Genomic DNA, 26,267 nt, shown 5'->3' on the forward strand with positions numbered 1-26,267 from the left:
TAGGTTGGATTGAGCGCCAGTGAAGCCCAACGGCGCCGTTGGCCTACAGAAAATTCTCCGCATAGTGGCAGGCCACCTGGCGGGCTTCCACGTTACGCAGCGCCGGGACCTCGGTCTTGCACTTTTCCGTCGCATAGGGGCAGCGGCGGTGGAAGACGCAACCGGGTGGCGGATCCAGCGGATTGGGCAGTTCGCCCTGGATGCGGATGCGCGGCTTGCTCGGGTCCGGGTGCAGACTCGGGGTGGCCGACAGCAGCATCTGGGTATAGGGATGCAGGGGCCGCTCGAACAGCAGGTCGCGACTGGTCTTTTCGACGATGCAGCCCAGGTACATCACCATCACCTCGTCGGCGATGTGGCGCACCACCGAGAGATTGTGGGAGATGAACACATAGGCCGTGCGGTACTGCTGCTGCAGATCCATGAACAGGTTGAGCACCTGCGCCTGGATGGACACGTCCAGCGCCGAGGTCGGCTCGTCCGCCACCAGCACCTTGGGCTGCAGCATCATGGCGCGGGCCACGGCGATGCGCTGGCGCTGGCCGCCGGAGAACATGTGCGGATAGCGCTGGTAGTGCTCGGGCCGCAAGCCCACCTGCTGCATCATCGCCTGCACCTTCTCGCGCCTTTCGGTGCGCGACAGGCTGGTGTTGATCTGCAGCGGCTCGGCCAGCTGGTCGCCGATCTTGCGCCGCGGATTGAGCGAGGCGTAGGGATTCTGGAACACCATCTGCACCTCGCGGCGCAGCTCCTTGCGGCGGGCGGCGTCGGCCTGGGCCACGTCCTGGCCGCCGATGACCAGGCTGCCGGCGGTGGGCTGCTCGATCAGCGTCAGGGCACGGGCCAGGGTGGACTTGCCACAGCCCGACTCGCCCACCACGGCCAGGGTGCGCCCGGCCTGGAGGTCGAAGGAGACGCCGTTGAGCGCCTTGACCGTGGCGCTGTCCTTGAACAGCCCGCGGGAGATTTGATAGTGCTGGGTCAGGCCCTTGGCTTCGAGCACGAGGTGCTCGGGCGCCTGCTCCGGGGTGGTGGAGCGGGCGAGGACGGTGGCTTCAGACGGCTCCATGGCGATCCTCCGGCAACTGGCTGGGGCGTTGATGTTCGGGCAGCACCTGGGGGGCTTCGCCCGGGGCGACGTTGCGCGGGAAGAAGCAGCGCACCGCGCCGCGGTCATAGGGCTCCAGCGCCGGGCGCTCCTGGCAGCGCGGCTGCACATAGGGGCAGCGCGGACTGAGCAGGCAGCCGGCCGGCCGGTCATAGCGACCGGGGACGATGCCGGGCAGGGTGTGCAGGCGATCCGTCTGGCTGTGCTCGGGGATGGCCGCCAGCAGGGCTTCGGTATAGGGGTGGGCGGGGGCGTCGAACAGCGTCGGCACCACGCCTTTCTCCACCGCCTGGCCGGCGTACATCACCACCACGCGCTGGGCGGTCTCGGCCACCACGGCGAGGTCGTGGGTGATGAGGATCAGGCCCATGCCCTCGTCGCGCTGCAGATTGACCAAGAGCTCCATGATCTGCGCCTGGATGGTCACGTCCAGGGCGGTGGTGGGTTCGTCGGCGATCAGCAGGCGCGGCTCGGCGGCGATGGCCATGGCGATGGCGACGCGCTGGCTCATGCCCCCGGACAGCTGGTGCGGATAGGCGCCGAGGCGACTGGCCGCGGCCGGGATCTCGACCTTTTCCAGCAATTCCAGAGCGCGCTGGCGAGCGGCGCGACCCTTGAGGCCCAGATGCTGGCGGATCACCTCTTCCAGCTGGAAGCCCACGGTGTAGCTGGGGTTGAGCGCCGTCATCGGGTCCTGGAAGACCATCGACAGCTCCTTGCCGATCAGGTGGCGCCGGCGGCGACCCTTGAGGCTGAGCAGGTCCTGGCCGTCGAAGGCCAGGCGGTCGGCGGTGATGCGGCCGGGGTGATCGATCAGGCCCATCACGGCCATCATGGTCACCGACTTGCCGGAGCCGGACTCACCGACGATGGCGACGATTTCGCCCTGATCCACCGTGAGATCGAGGCCTTCCACCACCGGCGGGGCGTCGGCGCCGCCGAAGCGCACCGAGAGGTTCTGGATTTCGAGGAGGCTCATGACTGCACCTTCAGACGCGGATCGAGGGCATCGCGCAGGCCGTCGCCCATCAGGTTGATGGCCAGCACGGTGAAGAGGATGGCGAGACCCGGCAGGGTCACCACCCACCAGGCGCGCTCGATGTAGTCACGGGCCGAGGCCAGCATGGTGCCCCACTCGGGAGTGGGCGGCTGCACGCCGAGGCCGAGGAAGCCCAGGGCGGCGGCATCGAGGATCGCCGAAGAAAAGCTCAGGGTGGCCTGGACGATCAGCGGCGCCATGCAGTTGGGCAGCACGCTGACGAACATCAGCCGCAGGGTGCCGGCGCCGGCCAGCCGCGAGGCGGTGACGTAGTCGCGGTGCAGTTCGCCCATCACCGCGGCGCGGGTCAGGCGCACATAGGACGGCAGCGAGACGATGGCGATGGCCACCACGGTGTTGATCAGGCCTGGGCCGAGGATGGCGACGATGGCCACGGCCAGCAGCAGCGAGGGCAGCGCCAGCATGATGTCCATCAGGCGCATGATCACCGGACCGGCGCGATTGGGCGAGAAGCCGGCGACCAGGCCGAGCAGGATGCCGGGGATCAGCGAGAAGACCACCGAGGCCAGGCCGATCAGCAGCGACAGCCGGGCGCCGTGGATCAGTCGGCTGAGCAGGTCACGCCCCAGCTCGTCGGTGCCCAGCGGGAACTGGCTGTTGCCGCCATCCAGCCATAGTGGCGGGGTGAGCATGAAGTCGCGGAATTGCTCGCTGGGCGCATGGGGGGCGACCCAGGGCGCGAAGAGCGCGCAGAACACCACGATGACCATGAAGATCAGCCCGCCGAGGGCGCCCTTGTTGCGGGCGAAGGCGTGCCAGAACTCCTTGAAGGGGGAGGGGTAGAGGGCGCTCGGGTCTTGAGCGGCCGGGGTATTTACCGTTGTCATAGGCTCTGTCCGTATGGGCGCATCAACGCTGGTGGCGGATGCGCGGATTGACCAGGCCGTAGAGGATGTCCACGACGAAATTGACCAGGATGACCAGGGTGGCGATCAGCAGGATGCCGTTCTGCACCACCGGGTAGTCCCGGGCGCCGATGGCCTCGATCAGCCACTTGCCGATGCCGGGCCAGGAAAAGATGGTCTCGGTGAGCACCGCGCCGGAGAGCAGGCTACCGACCTGCAGGCCGAGCACGGTCAGCACCGGGATCAGGGCGTTGCGCAGGGCGTGGACGAAGACCACCCGCTTGGGCGACAGGCCCTTGGCGCGAGCGGTGCGCACATAGTCTTCGCGCAGCACTTCGAGCATGGCCGAGCGGGTCATGCGCGCGATCACCGCCAGGGGAATGGTGCCCACCACGATGGCCGGCAGGATCAGGTGCTTGAGGGCATCAACGAAGGCGCCGGGCTCGTCGGAGAGCAGGGTGTCGATGAGCATGAAGCCGGTGCGCGGCGGGATGTCGTAGAGCAGGTCCAGACGACCGGAGACCGGGGTCCAGCCGAGCTGCACCGAGAACAGCATGATCAGCAGCAGGCCCCACCAGAAGATCGGCATGGAGTAGCCGGTTAGGGCCACGCCCATCACCCCGTGGTCGACCGTGGAGCCGCGCCTGAGGGCGGCGATGATGCCGGCCAGCACGCCGAACACCGTGGCGAACAGCATGGCCGCCACCGAGAGTTCCAGGGTGGCCGGGAACAGGGTCAGGAATTCGTCCCAGACCCCGACGCGGCTGCGCAGGGATTCGCCGAGGTTGCCCTGGGCGAGATTGCCGATGTAGTCGAAATACTGCTGGTACAGGGGCTTGTCGAGGCCCAGGCGGTGCATGGCTTCGGCGTGCATCTGCGGATCGACGCGGCGTTCGCCCATCATGACTTCCACCGGATCGCCGGGGATGAGGCGGATCAGGGCGAAGGTCAGCAGGGTGACGCCAAAGAACGTCGGTATCAGCAGCCCGAAGCGACGGGCGATGAAGGCGAGCATCGGAGGGGGTATCTCCTCTTGAGGCTGATCAAGACGGCGCGAGTACGTGCCCGGCCGCGTTTTTAAGTGAAAGCCCGCTCAAAAGCCCGCAGGCTTTTGATCTGACTCTCAGACCTTGTGGGTCCGGATTCATCCCTGCGCGGACCGTCCTGGTCCGCGACGAACGCGGCCTGCCAGCGGCAGGCTCGTTCGGTCCTACGAATAGGTTCGAAGAGCGCTCTGGGCCAGCGCTCCAAACCCGGCAGACTACCACGTTGCCACGGCCGTCGATATCCTCGACATGGCCAGGGCTTCGCCGGTGTTCGCGACGCGATCCCGGCGAGATGCCGGGCGCTGCACGAAATCCGCCGGGTTTCGTCATCACAGCAGGTTGAACGGCAGGGTGGAGACCAGACGCAGCTCCTTGACGTTGCCGTCGACCTGGTTCTGGCTGGCGCGGTGATCGGTCAGCAACAGGCGGAAGCGACTGTCCTTGAGCGTGCCCTGCTGCACCTTGTAGGTGGTGACCAGGCCGATCTCGTGGTGCTTCTCGCCATCCTGCTGCAGGACCTCGGCATAGTTGGCGTACTTGCCGGCGCCGGCGTCGTAGTGGGTGCCGTCGATGTCCCAACCCTTGGCGTACCAGACGCCGGTGCTCAGGCCGGGCACGCCGAAGTAGCTCCAGTCGGTTTCGTAGCGGATCTGCAGCGACTTCTCGTTGGGGCCGTTGTAGTCCGAGACCAGGGAGTTGGCCAGGTAGATGGCCGCGGTTTCGTGGGCGTAATCGAAGTACTCGTTGCCGTCGATCTGCTGGTAGGCCAGGGTCAGGCTGTGGGCCTGGTGGCTGCCGGTGAACGCCAGGCTCCAGGCGGTGTTGTCGATGTCGCCGGCCTTGGCGCTGCCGGCGTCGACGGTGCGATAGGCGTTGGCCACCGCCTTCCAGGCAAAGGTGTCGAGCGAGCCGCCGGCCTGGGTCACGCTCAGGAAGTACTGGTTCCAGACGTCTTCGAAGTTGGCGCCGTAGACGCTGACTTCCCAGCCCTGGGGCAGCTTGTAGTTGCCACCGAGAAAGCTCAGGCGGTCGGCGGTGACCTCGCGGGTGCCGTACTCGGTGGTCCACTTCTCGTCGCCGGCACCGGTCCGCGGACTGACCCGGGTAAAGCTGCCACCCTGCAGCGAGAGGTTGTCCCATTCATCGCTGGTCAGGGCGAAGCCGTCGAAGCCGGAGGGGAAGGGCCGGTTGTCGTTGTAGCTGATCACCGGGGTGTCGAGCATGAAACGACCGATCTTGAGTTCGGTGTTGGAGACGCGGAAGCGCGCGTCGGCGATGCCCAGCTTGGACCACTCTGCATGGCCCTCGCCCTCGGCGTTGGCCAGGGTGCGGTTGCCGCCGCCACCGATCTGACCCTTGCCCCGCTCCAGGTTGGTGGCCTGATAGCCGGCCACGTCGATGCCGAAACCCACCGGGCCCTGGGTGTAGCCGGAGCTGTACTTGAGCGCCGTGGCCTGGACCCAGGTATTGCGCGAGTGGGTGCGCACCCGGGTACCGTTCTTGGTGTAGCTGAAGATCGGATCGGAGCTGGTCTCGCGGGCGAAGAAGTTGCGCGTGGCCAGGGTCAGGCTGTCGTCGGCGAAGAAGCCCTTGGCGCCTTCCTGGCCCTTCACCGGCTTCTGCACGTTGGGCAGGGTCTGGACCTCGTTGGCGTAGCTGGGATCTTCCGGCGCCGGGGACTGGGCGTGGGCGGTCAGGGCCAGGGTGAGTAGCGAGAGGGCGAGGCCTCCACGGTGGACGTTGGTCATCGGCTGTGCTCCAAAGCGGTCGTTTTTCTGTTTTTTTGGGCGTTTCCGGCACGACCGAACCCGTCGCGCCGAAACACGGCGCGAGGTGGGATAGGTCGAGGGGCGGGCCGCCCGGGCCCGGTCGCTTACGGCATCAGGTGCCGATCAGTCGAGGGTCACCGTGGAGAAGTCGTAGACCCCCAGCGGACTCTGCACATAGCCCTGCACCTTGGGTTGCAGGACGTCGGTGAACAGCGGATGCGCCAGCGGAATCCAGGGCATCTGCTGGTGGAAGATCTGCTGGGCCTGTTCGTAGAGGGCGGTACGCTGAGCCGGGTCGTTGATGCGCTTGGCCTTTTCGATGGCGTCGTTGAAGGCCTTGTCGCACCAGAAGGCGCGGTTCTCGCCGCCCTGCACCGCGGCGCAGCTCAGGTTGTTGGTGAGGAAGTTGTCCGGGTCCCCGTTGTCGCCGGTCCAGCTCATCATCATCAGGTCGTGCTCGCCGGCCTTGGTGCGCTTGACGAATTCGCCCCACTCGAACTGGGTGATCTCGGCCTTGATGCCGATCTTGGCGAGGTCGCCCTGGATCAGCTGGGCCACCAGCGCCGGACTGCCGCCCGGGCCGGTGCCGGTGCTGATGTAGTACTTGAGGGTGAAGCCATCGGGATAGCCGGCTTCCTTGAGCAGCGCCTTGGCCTTCTCCACGTCATGGGGCCAGGGCTTGATGTCCTTGGCGTAGCCCAGCAGCGAAGAGGGATAGGGATTGATCGCCGCCTTGGCGCCGCCTTCGCCGAACACCGTCTTCAGGTAGTTCTGCTGATCGAAGGCCATGGCGATGGCCTGGCGCACCCGCACGTCGCTCAGCGCCTTGTGCTTGGTGTTCATCGCCAGGTAGGAGGTGGTCTGGCTTTCCACCTGGGCCAGCTTGAGGCTCTTGTCCTGCTTGAGCATCGGCACGTCCTGCGGCTTGACCGTCAGGCCGATCTGGCACTCGTTGTTGCGCACCCGCTGGATGCGCACATTGGGATCCAGGGTCACCGCCAGCACCAGGCCGTCCATCTGCGGCTTCTTGCCGAAGTAGTCCGGATTGACCTTGTAGCGGGTGTTGGAATCCTTGGCATAACGCTGGAAGACGAAGGGACCGGTGCCGATGGGCTTCTGGTTGATGTCGTCGGTCTTCTTGCTGGCCAGCAGGCTGTCGGCGTATTCCTTGGACAGGATCGAGCCGAAGGCCATGGCCAGGTCGGCGAGGAAGGGCGCCTCGGGCTGGTTGAGGGTGAAGCGCACGTGGCTGTCGTCCACCTTGTCGATGGACTTGATCAGGGTGCCCATCTCCATGGCGGCGGCATAGGGATAGCCGCTCGGGGAGAGGTTGTACCAGGGATTGTTCTTGTCGAGCATGCGCTCGAAGCTGAACACCACGTCGTCGGCGTTGAAATCGCGCGTGGGCTTGAAGTAGTCGGTGGTGTGGAATTTCACCCCCTGGCGCAGGGTGAAGGTGTACTGCAGGCCATCGGGGGAGACCTCCCAGCTTTCGGCCAGGCCCGGCTCCAGCTCGGCGGTGCCCTGCTTGAATTCCACCAGGCGGTTGTACAGCGGGGTGGCCGAGGCGTTGAAGGTATAGCCGGAAGTGTAGCGACCCGGATCGAAGCCTTCCGGATTGGCCTCGGTGCAGACCACCAGGGGGCGTGCCAGGGCGGCATTGGCCGTCAGGCAGAGGAGGGCGGCGAGAGACAGCGAGAATAGCGGTTTGGACACGGAAGGCTCCTCGTGAAGGCCCGCGAGGCGGGCCGGACAGGGTCAGCGGTCGAGGCTTACGCCATAGAAACCGGTGACGCCGAAGGGGTTGATCTTGAAGCCCTGCACTTCTTTGCGCATGGGCTGGGACACCACCGAGTGGGCCATGGGGCTCACCGGCATCTGCTGGCGAATGAGCTGTTGCGCCTGCTCGTAGAGACGGGTGCGTTCGGCGCGATCGTTGCTGGTCTTGGCCTTCTGGATGAGGGCGTCGTAGCTCTTGTCGCACCAGCGCGCATAGTTGCTGCCGCCGATGGCGCTGCAGCCATAGAGCACGCCCAGCCAGTTGTCGGGATCGCCGTTGTCGCCGGTCCAGCCATAGGTCAGCACATCGTGTTCGCCAGCCTTGGCTCTCTTGATGTACTCACCCCATTCGTAGCTGACGATCTTGGCCTTGATGCCGACCTTGGCCCAATCCTGCTGGATCATCTGCGCCGACTGGCGGGCGTTGGGGTTGGAGGCGCGCTGCACCGTCATGGCCCAGAGCGCGATCTCGGTGCCGTCCTTGATCCCAGCCTGCTTGAGCAGGGCCTTGGCCTTTTCCGGGTCGTAGGGCGCGCCCTTGATGTTCTTGTCGTAGGACCACTGATTCGGCGGGATCACGTTCTGCGCGACCTGGCCGGCGCCCTGGAACACGGTGTCGACGATGGCCTGCTTGTTGATGGCCATGTCCAGGGCACGCCGCACCTCGGGCTTGTCCAGCGGCGGATGCTGGACGTTGTAGGCGAGGAAGCCGACGTTGAAGCCCGGCTGCTGCAGCACCTTGAGCTGCGGATCCTGCTTCATCTCCACCAGGTCCGCCGGACGCGCATAGCCGCTCACCTGGCATTCGTTGGCCTTGAGCTTCTGCAGGCGGGTGGCGGCATCGGGGGTGATGGCGAAGATCAGGTTGTCGAGCTTGACGTCCTCGGGCTTCCAGTAGTCCGGATTGCCCTTGAAGCGGATCACCGCATCCTTCTGGTAGCGGCTGAAGACGAAGGGGCCGGTGCCGATGGGCTGCTGGTTGAGCAGCTCGGGCTTGCCCGCCTTGAGCAATTGCGCGGCGTACTCCGCCGACTGGATGGAGGCGAAGCTCATGGCCAGGTCGGCGGCAAAGGCGGCGTCGACGTTGTTCAGGGTGAAGACCACGGTGTGGTCGTCGACCTTGGCCACCTTGGCGATGTTCTGGTCCAGCCCCATGTCGGTTAAGTAGGGGAATTCCGTGGGATAGGCGTTACGGAACGGCTGCTCCTTGTCGAGCATGCGCTGGAAGGTGAAGACCACGTCGTCGGCGTTGAAGTCGCGCGTGGGCTTGAAGTAGTCGGTGGTATGGAATTTCACGCCCTGGCGCAGGTGGAAGGTATAGGTCTTGCCATCCGCGCTCACGTCCCATTGGGTCGCCAGGCCCGGCTCGAGAGTGGTGCCGCCACGCTGGAACTGCACCAGGCGGTTGAAGACCGTTTCGGCCGAGGCATCGAATTCGGTGCCCGAGGTGTATTGCGCCGGATCGAAACCGGCCGGGCTGGCTTCCGAGCAATAGACGAGGTTGCTCGCCGCCTGGGCGAGCGGAGCACAGGCGAGCAGGCTCGCCGCCAGCAACGAGTAGGCGTAGGGAAGGCGCATGGGTCTCACTCCATCAGTCAAATGAACGGCCAGGGTCGGGAGTCTAGCTCCCGACCCTGGCCAAGAGGCTTCACTTGCTGACGCTGACGCCGTAGAACTCGTTCAACCCGAAGGGGCTGATCTTGTAGTCCTGGACTTCCTTGCGCATCGGCATGTAGACCGTGGAGTGCGCGATGGGCGTCATGGGTACCTGCTGCTTGAGCACCTGCTGGGCCTGTTCGTAGAGCTTGGTGCGCTCGCCCTGGTCGGTCACGCGCTTGGCCTTGACCACCAGGTCCTCGAACGGCTGGTAGCACCAGCGGGAGAAGTTGTTACCACCGATGGCCTTGCAGCCGAAGAGGGTCGCCAGCCAGTTGTCCGGGTCGCCGTTGTCGCCGCTCCAGCCGATCAGCATGATGTCCTGCTCGCCACTCTTGGAACGCTTGATGTACTCGCCCCATTCGTAGCTGACGATCTTGGTCTTGACGCCGATCTTGGCCCAGTCCTGCTGCAGCATCTCCGCCATCAGGCGCGCATTGGGGTTGTAGGGACGCTGCACCGGCATGGCCCAGAGGGTGAGCTCGGTGCCTTCCTTGAAGCCGGCTTCCTTGAGCAGGGCCTTGGCCTTTTCCGGATCGTAGGGCGCGTCCTTGATGGATTTGTCATAGGACCACTGGGTCGGCGGCATGCTGTTGACGGCTACCTGGCCGGCGCCCTGGTAGACGGCGTTGATGATGGCTTCCTTGTTGACCGCCATGTCCATCGCCTGGCGTACCTTGAGCTTGGCCAGCTCGCCGTGCTCGACGTTGTAGGAGATGTAGCCCAGGTTGAAGCCCGGCTGCGACGGCAGCTTGAGATTCGGGTCCTTCTTCAGCCCGTCCAGGTCCGCCGGACGCGGATAGACGGTGATCTGGCACTCGCCGGCCTTGAGCTTCTGCATCCGCACCGAAGGATCGGTGTTGATGGAGAAGATCAGGTTGTCCACCTTGGGTCCATCGACCTTGTCCCAGTAGTCCGGGTTGGCCTTGTAGCGGATCACCGCATCCTTCTGGTAGCGGCTGAAGACGAAGGGACCGGTGCCGATCGGCTTCTGGTTGATCTCGGCCGCCTTGCCGGCCTTGAGCAGCTTGTCGGCGTATTCGGCCGACTGGATCGACGGGAAGGGCATCGCCAGATTCTGCAGGAAGGCGGCGTCCACTTCGTTGAGGGTCATGCGCACCGTGTAGTCGTCGACCTTTTCCACCTTGGCGATGTTCTGGTCGAGGCCCATGTCGGTGAAGTAGGGGAATTCGGTGGGGTAGGCCTTCCGGAACGGATTGTTCTTGTCCAGCATGCGCTGGAAGGTGAACAGGACGTCATCGGCATTGAATTCGCGGGTCGGCTTGAAGTAGTCCGTGGTGTGGAATTTCACGCCCTTGCGCAGGTGGAAGGTGTAGACCTTGCCGTCTTCGCTGATGTCCCAGCTTTCCGCCAGACCCGGCTTGACCTGGGTACCGCCGCGCTCGAACTGGGTCAGCTTGTTGAAGATGGTTTCCGCCGACGCATCGAAGTCGGTGCCGGTGGTGTATTGCGCCGGATCGAAGCCGGCCGGGCTGCCTTCGGAGCAGAACACCAGGTTGGTCGCCTGGGCCAGGGGTGCGCCGGCCAGCAGACCGGAAGCGAAGAGGGCAGCGAGTACGTTCTTGTGCATGGAGACCTCATGTCGGGGACGGCGCAACACGATGTGGCGTTGCGAAACAGAATGCCGATGTCTTGTGGACAGATGAGCCCACATGCACAGCCTGTGCCCATGTCCATAGCTCAGGCGAGCTATTGACCCCAGGCGACCCAAACACAAAACAGATGTCGCAAAGATGTAAGACAAGGTGTCGCGGCAGGAAGTCGGTGCGCACCAAAAGTGCGCACCGAAACAGCGTTGTTACTTTTCTGCACTAGATCAGGGCATCTGTACTTCGATGGTACCGCCCGCGGTCACTTCGACGGTGGTGGTGCCGGGGGCGACATCCGGGGTCACGGCATCGCTGGCGGCCTTCATCGCCGACATGCGCAGCATCGGCAGCGGCTGGGGTACGCCGCTGGTGCCCAGGTCCAGGCTGACGATGCGATAGCCCGAGCCACCCAGGGCTTCGGTGGCCAGCTGGGCGCGCGCCTTGAAGGCGGCCACGGCGTCCTTGAACAGGGCATCCTCCTGCTGCTTGCGGGTACCATCGGCGATGGTGAATTGCAGGTTGCCCATCTTCAGGCTGCCCAGCAGTTCGCCGGTCAGCTTGGACAGGGCGGCGAAGTCGGCGCTTTCCAGGCGCAGTTCACCGCGCTCGCGCCAGGCGTTGATGGCGCGGCCCTGGTCTTCATAGACCGGATAGGTGTTGCGATTGCCCAGGGAAACGTCCACCCCCTTGACCTTGCGCGCCTGCTCCAGGGCGGCGTTGAGGGTCTTGGTGGTGTCGCTGGCCAGGGCCGCCGGATCCTGGCCCTGGCTTTCGGTGTAGAGCATGACCTGCATGCGGTCGCGCGGGACCTCGCGGCTGACCTCGGCCCTCAGGCTGATCTGGTTGTAGCGCGGCTCATCGGCCTGGACGCCGGTGGCGAGCAGGGTGCTGAACAGCGCGGCGCCCAGCACGAGCGGGCGTAGGGGAAAGGTCATGGTGTTCTCCTGATTGGCAGTCCGAAAGCGGTGTGACCGCGGACCTGGCGGATGGTGCGTCGCTTTGCCGCGTCGGCGGCTGCGGGCGGATACCCATCGCTATAATGCCAAGTCTGCTCTGACCGGCAGCCCCGCGGGGCTGTCGTCTCGATCGTTTCTTGCGCCTGGAACCTCGCATGTTCTCCTTGCCTGTTCAATGGTTGTCCGCCAATCGCCAGAATCTCGGGCGCCTGGTCATCATCCGCGTGCTGGTGCTGGCCGCGCAGGCCGGCTCGGTGGGCATCGCCCGGCTGTCGGGCATCGTCCAGCTGCCCTGGACGGCCCTGGCCATCACCCTGGGCGTCTCGGCCGTACTCTGCCTGTTCGCCGCCCTGCGGCTGACCCGCCCCTGGCCGGTCACCGAGCAGGAATACGCCGCCCATCTGGGCTGCGACCTGGCCATCCACAGTGCCCTGCTGTATTTCGCCGGCGGTCCGACCAACCCCTTCGCCTCCTATTACCTGGTGCCCCTGACCATCGCCGCGGCCACGCTGCCCTGGCTCTATACCCTGATCCTGGCGGCCCTGACCCTGGCGGTCTTCTCGCTGATGCTGCTGTCCTACGAGCCGCTGCACCTGCTGGTGGCCAACGACGGCGCGGTGCTCAGCTACGGCATGTGGCTGAGCTTCGCCCTGTCCGCCGCGGTCATCACCCTGTTCGTCGCGCGCATGGCCACCGCCCTGCGCGAGCAGGAGAGCCTGCAGGCCCAGCGCCGCGAACAGGCCATGCGCGATCAGCAGCTGCTGGCCGTGGCCACCCAGGCCGCCGGCGCGGCCCACGAGTTGAGCACGCCGCTGTCCACCATGAGCGTGCTGCTCAAGGAGCTGCAGCAGGAGTACGCCGGTCAGCCGACCCTGAGCGAGGACCTGGCGCTGTTGCAGGCCCAGGTCGGCCAGTGCAAGCAGACCCTGCAGCAACTGGTGCGCGCGGCCGAGGCGGACCGCCGCCAGACGGTGCAGGAGCAGACCGCCGTGGAGTGGCTGGAGGCGACCATGGATCGCTGGCACCTGATGCGACCGGAAGCCACCTACAGCTTCGAGGTGGTCAGTCTGGGCACGCCACCGCGCCTGACCCCGCCGGTCGAACTTACCCAGGCACTGCTGAATCTACTCAACAATGCCGCCGATGCCTGCCCGGAAAACCTGGCCATCCGTCTGCACTGGGATGCGCGCGAGCTGTGCCTGTCGATCCGCGATCACGGTGCCGGCGTACCCCTGGCCATCGCCGAACAGCTCGGCAAGCCCTTCTTCACCACCAAGGGCAAGGGCTTCGGACTGGGCCTGTTTCTCAGCCAGGCCAGCGTCACCCGCGCCGGCGGCACGGTGAAGCTCTACAATCACGGAGAAGGCGGCACCCTGACCGAATTGCGCCTGCCGCGGCACTACGCCCTGGCGTGAATGCCTGGAGAATTCTATGACTGACGACCTCAACAGCGGTTTCGACGACCAGCCCCACATCCTGCTGGTCGACGACGATCCCACCTTTACCCGGGTGATGGCACGCGCCATGGATCGCCGCGGCTTGCGCGTGTCCATCGCCGACAGCGCCGAGGAAGGCCTGCAACTGGCCAAGGAAGACCTGCCGGACTACGCCGTGCTCGACCTCAAGATGGAAGGGGACTCGGGGCTGGTGCTGCTGCCCCAGCTGCTGGAGCTGCACCCGGAGATGCGCGTGGTGATCCTCACCGGCTATTCCAGCATCGCCACCGCGGTGGAGGCCATCAAGCGCGGCGCCACCAACTACCTGTGCAAGCCGGCGGATGCCGACGACGTCCTGGCCGGTCTGCTCGCCCAGCACGCCGATCTCGACACCCTGGTGCCGGACAATCCCATGTCGGTGGATCGCCTGCAGTGGGAGCACATCCAGCGGGTACTGTCCGAGCACGAAGGCAACATCTCGGCGACCGCGCGGGCGCTGGGCATGCACCGCCGTACCCTGCAGCGCAAGCTGCAGAAGCGCCCGGTGCGCCGCTGAGGCTGGCATCGCCCACGATCGCCGTGGGCGACAAACTGTTACATTGTTTCAGTCAGAATTCGTTCAGGCTTTCCGGCATAGGCTGTGCAGGCGTCTCGTTGAGCAGTCCTTGAGAGTCCGAGCATGTCCGAATCCGCCGTACCCGTGCCCTCCGTCTACGGGGCTTCCCGTGGGCATTTCCTGGCCCGCGTCTGGGCCCTGATCACCCCCTACTGGCGCAGTGAAGAGAAAGGCAAGGCCTGGCTCCTGCTGTCCGTGGTCATCGCCCTGTCGCTGGCCGGGGTCGGCCTGTCGGTGGCCCTGAACACCTGGTATCGCTACTTCTACGACGCCCTGCAGAATCGCGATCTGGCCGCCTTCATCCGGCTGATGCTGTATTTCTGCGGGCTGGCCGCCACCGCCATCCTGCTGGCCGTTTACCGGCTGTACCTGACCCAGGCGCTGACCATCAACTGGCGGCGCTGGCTGACCGAAAAGCACTTCGGTCTCTGGCTGTCCGACCGCAACTACTATCAGCTGGAACGCGAAGGCGGTGCCGACAACCCCGACCAGCGCCTCACCGAAGACATCCGCGACTTCGCCGAAACCACCCTGAGCCTCGGGCTGGGCTTCATCCGCACCGTGGTCAGCCTGGTGTCCTTCAGCGTCATCCTGTTCGGCATCTCCGGCGACATCACCCTGTTCGGCATCACCATCCCGGCCTACATGTTCTGGGCGGCCCTGATCTACGCCACCGTCGGCACCTGGCTGACCCATCTGATCGGCCGTCGGCTGATCGGTCTCTACAACCAGCAGCAACGCTATGAAGCCGACCTGCGCTTCGGCCTGATCCGCGTCCGCGAGAAGGCCGAGAGCGTGGCGCTGTTCCGCGGTGAGGCCAACGAGCACCGCCGTCTGCTGGATCGCTTCGGCTATGTCTGGGGCAACTACCACCTGGTGATGAACTACACCAAGCGGCTGACGTTCTTCACCGCTGGCTACAGCCAGATCGCCATCATCGCCGGCTTCGTCCTGGCGGCGCCGCGCTATTTTTCCGGCAAGATCCAGCTCGGCGATCTGATGCAGATCAACTCGGCCTTCGGCAATGTCCAGGAAAGTCTCAGCTGGTTCGTCGACGCCTACGTCAGCCTGGCCGGCTGGCGCGCCGTGTCCGATCGTCTGCTGACCTTTCGCGAGACCATGGCCGAATTCAGCCAGGAGACCGACATCCTGGTGCCCCATGCCAGTAGCAGCGACCTGGTCCTGGAAGGTCTTTCCCTGGGTGCCGCCGGCCGGTTGCTGCTGCATCCCACCGATCTGCGTATCGCCCGTGGCGAACACCTGCTGATCGAAGGCGCCTCGGGCAGTGGCAAGAGCACCCTGCTGCGGGCCCTGGCCGGACTCTGGCGGCAAGGGCAGGGCGGGATCGGCGTTCCGCCGGGGCGTCAGCTGTTCCTGCCGCAACAACCCTATCTGCCCATCGGCACCCTGCGCGAAGCCCTGGCCTATCCGCAGCCAGCGGATGCCTATTCCAACGAGCGGCTGGCCGAGGTGCTGCAGCAGTGCCGTCTCGATCACCTGCGCGAGCACCTGGATGAAGCCCGCCACTGGGAACGCACCCTGTCGCCCGGCGAGCAGCAGCGGGTAGCCCTGGCGCGGGCGCTGCTCTATGCCCCCGACTGGCTGTTTCTCGACGAAGCCAGCTCGGCGCTCAGCGAAGCGGACGAGCGTGCGCTCTATGAGCGTCTGCTGGCGGAAAATCCGGGTCTCACCCTGGTCAGTGTCGGCCATCGTCCGAGCCTGCGCGCCTACCATCGCCGCCACCTGCTGCTGGAGGGCCAAGAACTGCGTCCTAGAGCGGTTGGCGAGGGTCTCTGATATGGACTAAGCGGTCTAAATCGGGCGTTTTCGGGAAGGGGGGTGCTATGATTCCAGAGTCCCTTCAATCGGTACGAGAATCCATGTCAGCAGCTACCGTATCCCGCCCCCGAAAAAGACCCCGCAGCCTGGCAGAAGAGGTCGTCGGAGTGCTTATTCAGCAGATCGGCGACGGCCAATTCCAGCCTGGCGACAAGCTCCCCACCGAGTCGGCCATCATGCAGGCCCAGGGCGTGAGTCGCACCGTGGTGCGCGAGGCCATTTCCCGGCTGCAGGCCGGGGGTTACGTGGAAACGCGCCACGGCATCGGCACCTTCGTGCTGGAGCGGCGCCCCGAGTCGCCATTGCCGATCGATCCGGCCACCATCACCACCCTCAAGGACGTCCTGGCGATGCTCGAATTGCGCATCAGCCTGGAAGTCGAGGCCGCCGGCCTGGCCGCCCAGCGCCGCTCGGCCGAGCAACTGCAGGCCATGTGGGCGCTGCTGGAAGCCATGCGCACCGGCGTCGAGCAGCCCGATCGCGCGGTGAGCGCGGATCTGGAATTGCACTTGCTGATCGCCAGTTCCACCGGCAATCGCTATTTCAGCGACATCATGAGCTACCTGGGCACGGTGCTGATTCCGCGCACCCGGCTCAATTCCGCCTATCTCGCCCACGACGACCAGCAGCTCTATCAGAAGCGGTTGGATGCCGAGCACGAAGCCATTGTCCAGGCCATCGAAGACGGCAACCTCGAGGCGGCTCGTTCGGCCATGCGCCTGCACCTGAGCAACAGTCGCGAGCGGCTCAGACGCGCCCATGAAGAAATGGAACGCCAGGCGGAAGAGGTCTGAAGCAGGGCTTTGACGTCGCGATAGGCATTTTTCTGGTTGGGGCTTGCCCCTTCCACAAAGGAGGTTGTACGATGACTTACAACGGGTAGCGGACCTGCCGCACCCCAGTCCAACCTATGCCGAGGCACTCAAGATGACTCCACAAGAACTCAAACACGTCCTCTCTTCCGGTCTGCTGTCCTTTCCGCTGACCGACTTCGATGCCAACGGCGACTTCCGCCCCGACACCTATGCCAAGCGCCTGGAGTGGCTGGCCCCCTACGGTGCGACCGCACTGTTCGCCGCTGGCGGCACCGGTGAATTCTTCTCGCTGGAAGCCAGCGAATACAGCGGCATCATCAAGACCGCGGTGGACACTTGCCAGGGCAGTGTGCCGATTCTCGCCGGTGTCGGTGGCTCCACCCGCCAGGCCATCGCCTATGCCCAGGAGGCCGAACGGCTGGGCGCCAAGGGTCTGCTGCTGCTGCCGCACTACCTGACCGAAGCCAGCCAGGACGGCGTGGCCGCCCATGTCGAAGCCGTCTGCAAGTCGGTCAAGATCGGCGTGGTGGTCTACAACCGCAACGTCTGCCGCCTGCAGCCCCATCACCTGGAGCAACTGGCCGAGCGCTGCCCGAACCTGATCGGCTACAAGGACGGCCTGGGTGACATCGAACTCATGGTCGCCATTCGCCGTCGCCTGGGCGATCGCTTCAGCTACCTGGGTGGCCTGCCCACCGCGGAAGTCTATGCCGCCGCCTACAAGGCGCTGGGCGTGCCGGTCTATTCCTCGGCCGTGTTCAACTTCATTCCCAAGACCGCCGTGCAGTTCTACGAAGCCATCGCCCGTGACGATCACCAGGCGGTCGGCAAGCTGATCGACGACTTCTTCCTGCCGTACCTGGAAATCCGCAACCGTTGCGCCGGCTACGCCGTCAGCATCGTCAAGGCGGGCGCCCGTATCGCCGGCTACGACGCCGGCCCCGTGCGCACCCCGCTGACGGATCTCAAGCAGGACGAGTACGAAAAGCTCGCCGCCCTGATGGACAAGCTCGGTCCCCAGTAAGATCCGCTTTTCGAGAGGGGCTCCGGCGCCTCTCCCCCGTTGCACAACCCGCGGCCAGTCGCTTGGTCGCGGGCTTTTTTTTGGCTGGTTTTCCTGGCGGCTGGCAGGACGCCAGCGTCAGAGGGCTACCCTGGGCGGCTGACTTAAGGCGTTGCTAAGGCGCGGGTGCCAGGCTGGGGGGATACCAGCCCAGTCGTGCTACCGCTAGCCAGGGGATTCCCGCCATGAGCGCTGCCTTGCTGTATCTCGCCCTGGCCGCAGCACCCGGGCATTCGACCTGCCTGGCCGCGACGCCACCCTCGGCCGCGGCGCTGGCACTGGCGGTCAGCCGGCCTCCGGCGCCGGAGCCCCAGGCGCTGCCGGTGATCCATACCGCGGGGACCCTGCCGCACACCGGCATCCACGATCAATCCGCCGCGGCGGTGCGCGACTTCGGCTACATGCTCGATCTGGCGCTGGCCTGGCGGGACAGTCGCGATGCCGCGGCCCTGGCACGTCTGGCCCGCTATCTCGATGCCTGGCTGCCAGGGTATCGGCCCAGCTTCCAGCCCATCGACGAAACCAACCTGGGCGGTCTCATCCTCGCCTATCGGCTGACCGCGGCGGACCTGCCCCTGGCCACGGCCCAGCGCACCCGCGCGTTCATCGAGACCCTGGCCGAGGGCTATCTGCAGCAGATGGAAGCGCATCGTGGGGATGCCCGTGGCGTCTGGAGCAACAACTGGCAGAGTCACAGGATCAAGCTGGCGACCCTGGCGGCGGGTGCCCTGGATGACCCGGCGCTGTTCGCCCGGGCGCGGGCGGCCTTCGTGGCGCAGCTGTCGGTCAATCTCAAGCCCGATGGCGAGGTGCTGGACTTCGGCGAGCGCGATGCCCTGCACTATGTCGTCTACGACCTCGAACCCCTGGTGCTGGCGGCGGCGGTGGCCCAGGGGCGCGGCGAGGACTGGCTGCACTTGCGGGGTCGAGACGGTCAGACCCTGGCCAGGGCGCTCGACTGGCTGCTGCCCTATGCGCAAGGCCAGCGCAGTCATGAGGAATTCCGCAAGACGACAGTACATTTCGATGTGCAACGCGCCGAGGCCGGTCTGCCCGGCTATGCGGGGCGCTGGGATCCGCAGAACGCCAGAAACCTGTACTGGTCGGCCAGTCTGCTCGATCCGCGCTATGCCTCCATCGCCCGACAGCTCGCCGCGGCGCCGCCACGGCTGCTGTGGGCCTTTGCCCCGGCCTGTCAGGGCTAGCGCCCGTATCAGTCGAGGCTGCGGATGCTGACCCGGGAGGTCCCGTCGGCCACCATGTCGAGACGATCGGCCGCACTGCGCGACAGGTCGATCAGCCGGCGGCGGACCGTCGGCCCCCGATCGTTGATGCGCACCACCACGCTGCGACCGTTGGCCAGGTTGGTGACCTGGACCCGGGTGCCGAAGGGCAGGGTGCGATGGGCCGCGGTCAGGGCCCCGGGATCGTATTTCTCGCCGCTGGCGGTGCGGCGCCCGGCGTGCCACTTGGAGTAGAAGGACGCCATGCCGGTGTCCTGATAGTCATGGGCAGCACTGGAGGACAGCGTGGGCGGGAAGCTTTCATGACTGGCGCAACCGGCGAACAGCAGGACCAGCGACAGCAGTCCGGCACGGTGGATCCGATGCATCTCGATGCCTCCTGGCAAAACGACCGGCAGCAGCTTAAGGGGTCGGAGCGGGACTGTCAGCCCCGCTCCGTTACCCCGTGCGACCGCCGTCAGCCTTCCAGTTTCTGCTTGAGCAGCTGGTTGACCTGGCCGGGGTTGGCCTTGCCCTTGGAGGCCTTCATGGCCTGGCCGACGAAGAAGCCGAACATCTTGCCGCGCTTGGCTTCGTCGCTGGCGCGGTATTGCTCGACCTGGGCGGCGTTGGCCGCCAGGACCTCGTCCAGCATGGCCTCGATGGCGCCGCTGTCGGTAACCTGCTTGAGGCCCTTGGCTTCGATGATGGCGTCGGCGCTCGCGCCTTCGCCGGCGGCCAGCGCCTCGAACACCATCTTGGCGATCTTGCCGGAGATGGTGTCGTCCTTGATGCGCAGAATCAGGCCGCCCAGTTGGGCCGCGCTCACCGGCGCCTGGGCGATGTCCAGGTCCTGCTTGTTGAGCAGGCTCGACAGTTCGCCCATCACCCAGTTGGCGGCCAGCTTGGCGTCGCCGCTCACCCGCTGGACTTCCTCGAAGTAGTCGGCCTGTTCGCGGCTGGCGGACAGCACGCTGGCGTCGTAGACCGACAGCCCGTACTCGCTCTGGAAGCGATCGCGCTTCTCGGTCGGCAGCTCGGGCAGCTGGCTGCGCACCTCGGCCAGGAAGGCCGGCTCGATCACTACCGGCAAGAGGTCGGGGCAGGGGAAGTAACGGTAGTCGTTGGCTTCTTCCTTGCTCCGCATGGAGCGGGTCTCGTCCTTGTTGGGATCGTACAGGCGGGTTTCCTGCACCACGGTGCCGCCGTCCTCGATCAATTCGATCTGGCGCTGGACCTCGTGGTTGATGGCCTTCTCGATGAAGCGGAAGGAGTTGACGTTCTTGATCTCGGCGCGGGTGCCGAAGGCTTCCTGGCCCTTGGGGCGCACCGAGACGTTGCAGTCGCAACGCAGCGAACCCTCGGCCATGTTGCCGTCGCAGATGCCCAGGTAGCGCACCAGGGCATGGATGGCCTTCACATAGGCCACGGCTTCCTTGGCGCTGCGGATGTCCGGCTCGGAGACGATCTCCAGCAGCGGCGTGCCGGCGCGGTTCAGGTCGATGCCGCTCATGCCGTGGAAGTCTTCGTGCAGGCTCTTGCCGGCGTCTTCTTCCAGGTGCGCGCGGGTGATGCCGATGCGCTTGACGGTGCCGTCTTCGAGGGTGATGTCCAGGTGGCCCTTGCCGACGATGGGATGATCCATCTGGCTGGTCTGGTAGCCCTTGGGCAGGTCCGGATAGAAGTAGTTCTTGCGCGCGAAGACGTTGCGTTCGGCGATCTCGGCGTCGATGGCCAGGCCGAACTTGCAGGCCATGCGCACCGCCTCGGCGTTGAGCACCGGCAGGGTGCCGGGCATGCCCAGGTCGACCAGGCTGGCGTGGGCATTGGGCTCGGCGCCGAAACTGGTGGCGCTGCCGGAGAAAATCTTCGATTGGGTGCTGAGCTGAGCGTGGATCTCAAGCCCGATCACGGTTTCCCATTGCATGTCTCTATCCTTCCTCAGAAGCCGCTCGGCGCCTGGCGATGCCAGTCGCTGACCTGCTGGTACTGGTGGGCGACGTTGAGTAGCCGGCCTTCCTGGAAATAGTTGCCGAGCAGCTGCACGCCCACTGGCAGGCCGTCGACGAAGCCGGCCGGCATCGACAGGCCGGGGATGCCGGCGAGGTTGGCGGCGATGGTGTAGAGGTCTTCGAGATAGGCGGAGACCGGGTCGTTGCTCTTCTCGCCGAGTTTCCATGCCAGGTTCGGCGTGGTCGGGCCGAGAATGACGTCGACCTCGGCGAAGGCCGCGACGAAGTCGTTCTTGATCAGCCGGCGGATGCGCTGGGCCTTGAGGTAGTAGGCGTCGTAGTAGCCGGCCGACAGGGCATAGGTGCCGACCATGATGCGGCGCTTCACTTCCGCACCGAAGCCTTCGCCACGGGATCTCTTGTAGAGATCTTCCAGGTTGACCGGATTCTCGCAGCGATAGCCGAAGCGTACGCCGTCGAAGCGCGACAGGTTGGAGCTGGCTTCGGCCGGGGCGATGACGTAATAGGCCGGAATCGCGTGCTGCAGGGTGGGCAGCGAGATGTCCTTGACGGTGGCGCCGAGCTTCTTCAGCTCCTCGACCACGGCCAGCACCTTGTCGCCGATGCGGGCGTCCAGGCCGGCACCGAAGTATTCCCGCGGCAGGCCGATGCGCAGGCCACTCAACGGCTGCTGCAGGGCGGCGCGATAGTCGTCCACCGGCTGGTCGACGCTGGTGGAGTCCTTGGGGTCGAAACCGGCCATGGCCTGCAGCAGCAGGGCGCAGTCCTCGGCGGTGCGCGCCAGGGGGCCGCCCTGGTCGAGGCTGGAAGCGTAGGCGATCATGCCCCAGCGCGAGACGCGGCCGTAGGTGGGCTTGATGCCGGTGAGGTTGGTCAGGGCCGCCGGCTGGCGAATCGAGCCGCCGGTGTCGGTGCCGGTGGCGGCCGGCAGCAGGCGCGCGGCCACGGCCGCGGCGGAACCGCCGGAGGAGCCGCCCGGGACCCGGGTGAGGTCCCAGGGATTCTTCACCGGGCCGTAGTGGCTGGACTCGTTGGCCGAACCCATGGCGAATTCGTCCATGTTCAGCTTGCCCAGGGAGACGGTACCGGCCGCGGCCAGGCGCTCCACCACGGTGGCGTCATAGGGTGCCTTAAAGCCGGTGAGGATCTTCGAACCGCAGCTGGTGAGCACCCCCTGGGTGCAGAACAGGTCCTTGTGGGCGAGGGGCGCACCGAGCAGGGCGCCATTCTCGCCAGCGGCGCGTCGGGCGTCGGCGGCCCGCGCCTGGGCCAGGGCCGCGTCGGCGGTCACGGTGATGAAGCTGTTGAGCTGCGGGTCGAGCTGCTCGATACGCTGCAGCAGGCCGCGGGTCAGTTCCTCGGCGGAAAAATCCTTCGCGGCCAGGGCGGCGGCGATTTCGGTCAGGGTCAGCTGATGCATGTCGTGTCTCACTCGATCACCTTGGGGACCAGGTACAGGCCGGCTTCCACGGCCGGGGCGATGGCCTGGTAGGCCTCGCGCCGGTCGCCTTCGGTGGCCTGGTCGGGGCGCAGACGCTGGGTGGCTTCCAGCGGGTGGGCGAGGGGATCGATACCCGTGGTGTCCACGGCCTGCATCTGGTCGACGAGGCCGAGGATGTCGTTGAGGGTGGCGGTGGTAGCGGCGAGATCCGCTTCATCGAGACCCAGGCGGGCCAGGTGAGCGATCTTTTCGACGTCGGTGCGTTCGAGCGCCATCGGCTTCTCCAAGCAGGAAGGCGGCGTGACCCGGTCGGTGGCCGCGTATGCTGGAGACGGGCTGGGCGGGTCGGGCGCCGCGTTGAACAGGGGCTTAACGGCCCGGAAAAGCTCTCAATCTAGCATATCGGCGCCTTGCCCTAAATCCCTGCGATTGATAGAGTCTGCCGCACTTTTTTACCCGCACGTTTGTCCTGTCGCGTGCCTGCTTGTCACCGCCTAGGGTCACCTCATGTTCAAGAAATTGCGTGGCATGTTCTCCAGCGATCTGTCGATCGACCTGGGAACCGCCAACACCCTTATTTATGTCCGCGAGCGTGGCATCGTGCTCAACGAGCCGTCGGTCGTCGCCATCCGTACCCACGGCAACCAGAAGAGCGTCGTCGCCGTCGGTACCGACGCCAAGCGCATGCTCGGCCGGACGCCGGGCAACATCTCCGCCATTCGCCCGATGAAGGACGGCGTCATCGCCGACTTCAGCGTCTGCGAAAAGATGTTGCAATACTTCATCAACAAGGTGCACGAGAACAGCTTCCTGCAGCCCAGTCCGCGGGTGCTGATCTGCGTGCCCTGCAAGTCGACCCAGGTCGAGCGTCGCGCCATTCGCGAATCCGCGCTGGGCGCGGGTGCCCGTGAGGTGTTCCTGATCGAGGAGCCGATGGCCGCGGCCATCGGCGCCGGTCTGCCGGTCGAGGAAGCCCATGGCTCCATGGTCGTCGACATCGGTGGCGGCACCACCGAGATCGCCCTGATCTCGCTGAATGGCGTGGTCTATGCCGAATCCGTCCGCGTCGGCGGCGATCGCTTCGACGAAGCCATCGTCACCTATGTGCGCCGCAACTACGGCAGCCTGATCGGCGAATCCACCGCCGAGCGCATCAAGCAGGAAATCGGCACCGCCTACCCGGGCGGCGAGGTCCGCGAGATCGACGTCCGTGGCCGCAACCTGGCCGAAGGCGTACCGCGCAGCTTCACCCTCAATTCCAACGAGGTGCTCGAAGCCATGCAGGAATCCCTGGCGACCATCGTCCAGGCGGTCAAGAGTTGCCTGGAGCAGTCGCCGCCGGAGCTGGCTTCCGACATCGCCGAGCGCGGCCTGGTGCTGACCGGTGGTGGCGCCCTGCTGCGCGATCTGGACAAGCTGCTGTCGCTGGAAACCGGGCTGCCGGTGATCGTCGCCGAAGACCCGCTGACCTGCGTGGCCCGTGGCGGCGGCAAGGCGCTGGACATGATGGATCGCCACGCCATGGACCTGCTGTCCACCGAATAAGGCAGTTCCAGGCTACAGGCCCCGCTCCGGCTGCCCCTGGCGGCCGGAGCGCCGGGCGCGTTCTGCGAGGAACTCACCATCAAGCCGATTTTCAGCAAAAGCCCGGCGCTGGGCATTCGTCTGCTGATCCTGGCCGCCCTTTCGGTGGGTGTCATGGTCACCGACGCGCGCTTCGACTACCTGAAACCGGTACGCAGCGAACTGGCGCTGGTCCTCTCGCCCCTCTATGAGGTGGCGGGCTTTCCCCTGCGCGCCTGGGAAGGCGTCAGCGATCAGTTTTCCAGCCGCACCGAGCTGATGGCGGAAAACGAGCGACTCAAGGCCGAGCAGCTGCTGCTGCAGCGCCGTCTGCAGAAACTCGCCGCCCTCACCGAACAGAACGTGCGCCTGCGCGAACTGCTCAATTCCGCCGCCCTGGTGGACGACAAGGTGCTGGTCGGCGAGCTGATCGGCGTCGACCCCAATCCCTATACCCATCGCATCATCATCGACAAGGGCGCGAAGGACGGCGTCTTCGTCGGCCAGCCGGTGCTCGACGCCAGCGGCCTGATGGGGCAGGTGGTGGAGGTGATGCCCTATTCGGCGCGGGTGCTGCTGCTCACCGACGTGACCCACAGCATTCCGGTGCAGGTCAATCGCAACGGCCTGCGCGCCATCGCCGTGGGCACCGGCAATCCCGAGCGCCTGGAATTGCGCTATGTGGCCGACACCGCCGACATCAAGGAAGGCGACCTGCTGGTGAGCTCCGGCCTGGGGCAGCGCTTCCCGGCCGGCTACCCGGTGGCGACCGTGTCCAAGGTGATCCACGACTCGGGGCAACCCTTCGCCGTGGTGCGCGCCATTCCCACCGCCAAGCTCAATCGCAGTCGCTACATGCTGCTGGTGTTCAGCGACACCCGCACGCCCGAACAGCGCGCCAATGACGCCGCCGAGGCCCAGGAAGCCGCCGATCGCCACGCGGCCCAGCGCCCGGCTGCCCCGGCGAATCCGCCGCCGGCCGGCGCCTCGGCCGCTCAACCGGCGGCCGCCAACGCCACCCCGGCGCCCGCGGCCAGCAGCGGCAGTCGCAGCGCGACCCCGACCAAGCCACCGGCGGGGCAGGGCGGCAGTTCGGCTCATCCCGCCACGCCGACCAAGCCGCCCGCCAACGGCAGCTCGGCGCATCCGGCGACGCCGGCCAGGCCGGCGGCCCAGGGCGCGACTGCCACGCCCGCTCAGCCAGCGCCAGGCGCTAGCCAGTCGCAGCGCCGGCTCCAGCAACCCGCGCCGGAATTGCCCGACGAGGGTGATCGTTGATGGCGCTGCGCATCGGCCACAACGGGTGGGTGATCTGGCTCACCCTGTTGGTCGGGTTGCTGCTGTCCGTGGTGCCCATGCCCGAGTTCATGGAGATCGGTCGGCCGCTGTGGCTGGCCATGCTGCTGACCTTCTGGACCCTGACCCTGCCGCACCGCGTCGGCCTGCTCACCGCCTGGGTGATGGGCATCGCCGAAGACGTGCTCTACGGCAGTCTGCTCGGCCAGACCGCCCTGGTGCTGAGCCTGGTGGTCTTTCTCGTGCGTTCCCTGGCGCAGCGGTTGCGGGCCTTTCCCATCTGGCAGCAGAGCTTCGTGCTGCTGGTGGTCTATGGCATCGCCCAGTTGCTGGCGCTGTGGCTCAACGCCCTGGCCGGCAGCCGGCCGCCGACCCTGGTGTTTCTCACGCCCTCGCTGGTCAGCGCGCTGCTCTGGCCGTGGATCTATCTGCTGCTCCGCGGGCTGCGCCTCAGATTCGGCGTCAACTAAGCTGGTTTCACCTGCGACAGGCTGGCATTCTCCCGTCATCCCCTGTCGTCTGGTTGTTGTCGATGCCACAGCTCTACCTTGCCTCCGCTTCGCCCCGCCGCGCCGAACTGCTCGAACAGATCGGCGTGGGCTTCCAGAAGGTCGCCGCAACCGTGGACGAAACCCCGCATCCGGGGGAAGCCGCAGACGCCTATGTCGAGCGCCTGGCGCGGGCCAAGGCGGCGATGGGCTGGCAGGTGCTGGCCGGTGCCTCCAGTGGCTGCGTGCTGGGCGCCGACACCTGCGTGGTGCTCGATGACCGGCTGCTCGGCAAGCCCCGGGATCGCGCCGACGCCCTGGCCATGCTCGCGGCGCTCAGCGGGCGCCGGCATCGGGTGGTGACCGGCGTCGCCGTCGCCGATGGCGAGCGCTGCCTGAGTCGCGTGGTGTCCGCCGAGGTGGAATTCCGCCCCCTGGCGCCCGGCGAGGCCGAGCGCTACTGGGACACCGGCGAGCCGGCGGACAAGGCCGGCAGCTACGCCATCCAGGGCGCCGGCGCAGTCTTCGTGCGCAGCCTGCACGGCAGCTACAGCGCCGTCGTAGGGCTGCCGCTGTGCGAGACCGCGGAACTGCTGAGCGCTTTCGCCATCCCTTGTTGGCGGTCTGTCGGACGGCCGACCGCCCAGTCCTGAGGCGCCCGGCGCCTCGGCCTCCCTTCCGCCCT

At 66.1% G+C, this 26,267-nt stretch carries 23 protein-coding genes; 10 read left to right on the forward strand and 13 right to left on the reverse strand.

Going from position 1 to position 26,267, the window contains the following annotated elements; all coding sequences use genetic code 11:
* Nucleotides 1-43: 43 nt before the first annotated feature.
* The 9 genes from QKY98_RS12775 to QKY98_RS12815 all read right to left on the reverse strand — a co-directional run bounded on the left by QKY98_RS12775 (nt 44) and on the right by QKY98_RS12815 (nt 11,808).
* Nucleotides 44-1,069: a peptide ABC transporter ATP-binding protein gene (locus QKY98_RS12775; RefSeq protein WP_284671018.1), complete on the reverse strand. Its 1,026-nt coding sequence runs from the start codon at nt 1,067-1,069 to the stop codon at nt 44-46.
* Entirely contained in the window at nt 1,056-2,087 is a 1,032-nt protein-coding gene (locus QKY98_RS12780) for an ABC transporter ATP-binding protein (RefSeq protein ID WP_144960077.1), read from the reverse strand. Before QKY98_RS12780 ends, QKY98_RS12775 begins: the two co-directional genes overlap by 14 nt.
* Nucleotides 2,084-2,995: an ABC transporter permease subunit gene (locus QKY98_RS12785; protein WP_027602553.1), complete on the reverse strand. Its 912-nt coding sequence runs from the start codon at nt 2,993-2,995 to the stop codon at nt 2,084-2,086. Before QKY98_RS12785 ends, QKY98_RS12780 begins: the two co-directional genes overlap by 4 nt.
* Before the next feature lie 22 nt (nt 2,996-3,017).
* On the reverse strand, nt 3,018-4,028 hold the full coding sequence (locus tag QKY98_RS12790; RefSeq protein WP_007159549.1) for an ABC transporter permease subunit: 1,011 nt from the start codon (nt 4,026-4,028) through the stop codon (nt 3,018-3,020).
* Nucleotides 4,029-4,388: 360 nt separating this feature from the next.
* Nucleotides 4,389-5,807: an OprD family outer membrane porin gene (locus QKY98_RS12795; protein WP_027602554.1), complete on the reverse strand. Its 1,419-nt coding sequence runs from the start codon at nt 5,805-5,807 to the stop codon at nt 4,389-4,391.
* Nucleotides 5,808-5,951: 144 nt separating this feature from the next.
* Nucleotides 5,952-7,544 (reverse strand): ABC transporter substrate-binding protein, encoded by a 1,593-nt coding sequence (locus tag QKY98_RS12800; RefSeq protein WP_077171853.1) that lies wholly within the window; start codon nt 7,542-7,544, stop codon nt 5,952-5,954.
* Nucleotides 7,545-7,586: 42 nt separating this feature from the next.
* Nucleotides 7,587-9,185, reverse strand: coding sequence for an ABC transporter substrate-binding protein (locus QKY98_RS12805; RefSeq protein ID WP_284671019.1), 1,599 nt, complete (start codon nt 9,183-9,185; stop codon nt 7,587-7,589).
* Nucleotides 9,186-9,255: 70 nt separating this feature from the next.
* The gene (locus tag QKY98_RS12810) at nt 9,256-10,854 is read right to left on the reverse strand and encodes an ABC transporter substrate-binding protein (protein WP_007159545.1); all 1,599 of its coding nucleotides are present in this window, start codon (nt 10,852-10,854) and stop codon (nt 9,256-9,258) included.
* 246 nt (nt 10,855-11,100) lie between these two features.
* On the reverse strand, nt 11,101-11,808 hold the full coding sequence (locus tag QKY98_RS12815) for an SIMPL domain-containing protein (RefSeq protein WP_007159544.1): 708 nt from the start codon (nt 11,806-11,808) through the stop codon (nt 11,101-11,103).
* A gap of 176 nt (nt 11,809-11,984) precedes the next feature.
* On the opposite strand from QKY98_RS12815, the gene QKY98_RS12820 reads away from it, so the two are divergent.
* The 6 genes from QKY98_RS12820 (at nt 11,985) to QKY98_RS12845 (ending at nt 18,803) form a co-directional block, all read left to right on the forward strand.
* On the forward strand, nt 11,985-13,244 hold the full coding sequence (locus tag QKY98_RS12820) for an ATP-binding protein (protein WP_284671020.1): 1,260 nt from the start codon (nt 11,985-11,987) through the stop codon (nt 13,242-13,244).
* A 16-nt stretch (nt 13,245-13,260) separates the two neighbouring features.
* A complete protein-coding gene (locus QKY98_RS12825) occupies nt 13,261-13,821 on the forward strand; it encodes a response regulator transcription factor (RefSeq protein ID WP_007159542.1) in 561 nt (186 codons plus the stop codon).
* 123 nt (nt 13,822-13,944) lie between these two features.
* Nucleotides 13,945-15,678 carry an ABC transporter ATP-binding protein/permease gene (locus QKY98_RS12830; RefSeq protein WP_267398129.1) on the forward strand — a complete coding sequence of 578 codons (1,734 nt, stop codon included), beginning with the start codon at nt 13,945-13,947 and terminating at the stop codon, nt 15,676-15,678.
* A gap of 83 nt (nt 15,679-15,761) precedes the next feature.
* Nucleotides 15,762-16,514 (forward strand): FadR/GntR family transcriptional regulator, encoded by a 753-nt coding sequence (locus QKY98_RS12835; protein ID WP_027597104.1) that lies wholly within the window; start codon nt 15,762-15,764, stop codon nt 16,512-16,514.
* A 133-nt stretch (nt 16,515-16,647) separates the two neighbouring features.
* A complete protein-coding gene (gene kdgD / locus QKY98_RS12840) occupies nt 16,648-17,559 on the forward strand; it encodes a 5-dehydro-4-deoxyglucarate dehydratase (protein ID WP_007159539.1) in 912 nt (303 codons plus the stop codon).
* 224 nt (nt 17,560-17,783) lie between these two features.
* Nucleotides 17,784-18,803, forward strand: a complete 1,020-nt coding sequence (locus QKY98_RS12845) for an alginate lyase family protein (protein WP_231500972.1) — start codon at nt 17,784-17,786, stop codon at nt 18,801-18,803.
* An 8-nt stretch (nt 18,804-18,811) separates the two neighbouring features.
* Here the strand turns inward: QKY98_RS12845 and QKY98_RS12850 are convergent, their stop codons facing one another.
* From QKY98_RS12850 to gatC, 4 genes are all read right to left on the reverse strand, one after another.
* Nucleotides 18,812-19,210 (reverse strand): septal ring lytic transglycosylase RlpA family protein, encoded by a 399-nt coding sequence (locus QKY98_RS12850; protein WP_115945906.1) that lies wholly within the window; start codon nt 19,208-19,210, stop codon nt 18,812-18,814.
* An 89-nt stretch (nt 19,211-19,299) separates the two neighbouring features.
* Complete coding sequence (gatB, locus tag QKY98_RS12855; RefSeq protein ID WP_027602558.1) at nt 19,300-20,748, reverse strand: Asp-tRNA(Asn)/Glu-tRNA(Gln) amidotransferase subunit GatB; 1,449 nt, start codon at nt 20,746-20,748, stop codon at nt 19,300-19,302.
* Between the two features lie 14 nt (nt 20,749-20,762).
* Nucleotides 20,763-22,214 carry an Asp-tRNA(Asn)/Glu-tRNA(Gln) amidotransferase subunit GatA gene (gene gatA / locus QKY98_RS12860; RefSeq protein WP_044341479.1) on the reverse strand — a complete coding sequence of 484 codons (1,452 nt, stop codon included), beginning with the start codon at nt 22,212-22,214 and terminating at the stop codon, nt 20,763-20,765.
* Between the two features lie 8 nt (nt 22,215-22,222).
* A complete protein-coding gene (gatC, locus tag QKY98_RS12865; protein WP_027597101.1) occupies nt 22,223-22,510 on the reverse strand; it encodes an Asp-tRNA(Asn)/Glu-tRNA(Gln) amidotransferase subunit GatC in 288 nt (95 codons plus the stop codon).
* Nucleotides 22,511-22,742: 232 nt separating this feature from the next.
* On the opposite strand from gatC, the gene mreB reads away from it, so the two are divergent.
* The 4 genes from mreB (at nt 22,743) to QKY98_RS12885 (ending at nt 26,235) form a co-directional block, all read left to right on the forward strand.
* A complete protein-coding gene (gene mreB, locus QKY98_RS12870; protein WP_007159533.1) occupies nt 22,743-23,780 on the forward strand; it encodes a rod shape-determining protein MreB in 1,038 nt (345 codons plus the stop codon).
* Nucleotides 23,781-23,867: 87 nt separating this feature from the next.
* On the forward strand, nt 23,868-25,076 hold the full coding sequence (mreC, locus tag QKY98_RS12875) for a rod shape-determining protein MreC (protein WP_144946913.1): 1,209 nt from the start codon (nt 23,868-23,870) through the stop codon (nt 25,074-25,076).
* On the forward strand, nt 25,076-25,564 hold the full coding sequence (gene mreD / locus QKY98_RS12880; protein WP_007159531.1) for a rod shape-determining protein MreD: 489 nt from the start codon (nt 25,076-25,078) through the stop codon (nt 25,562-25,564). The genes mreC and mreD overlap by 1 nt, the downstream gene beginning before the upstream one ends.
* 62 nt (nt 25,565-25,626) lie before the next feature.
* On the forward strand, nt 25,627-26,235 hold the full coding sequence (locus QKY98_RS12885) for a Maf family protein (protein ID WP_027597099.1): 609 nt from the start codon (nt 25,627-25,629) through the stop codon (nt 26,233-26,235).
* The last annotated feature ends 32 nt before the right edge of the window (nt 26,236-26,267 follow it).

The sequence above is a fragment of the Pseudomonas sp. HR1 genome (genome assembly GCF_030175875.1).
Lineage (GTDB): Bacteria > Pseudomonadota > Gammaproteobacteria > Pseudomonadales > Pseudomonadaceae > Chryseomonas > Chryseomonas oryzihabitans.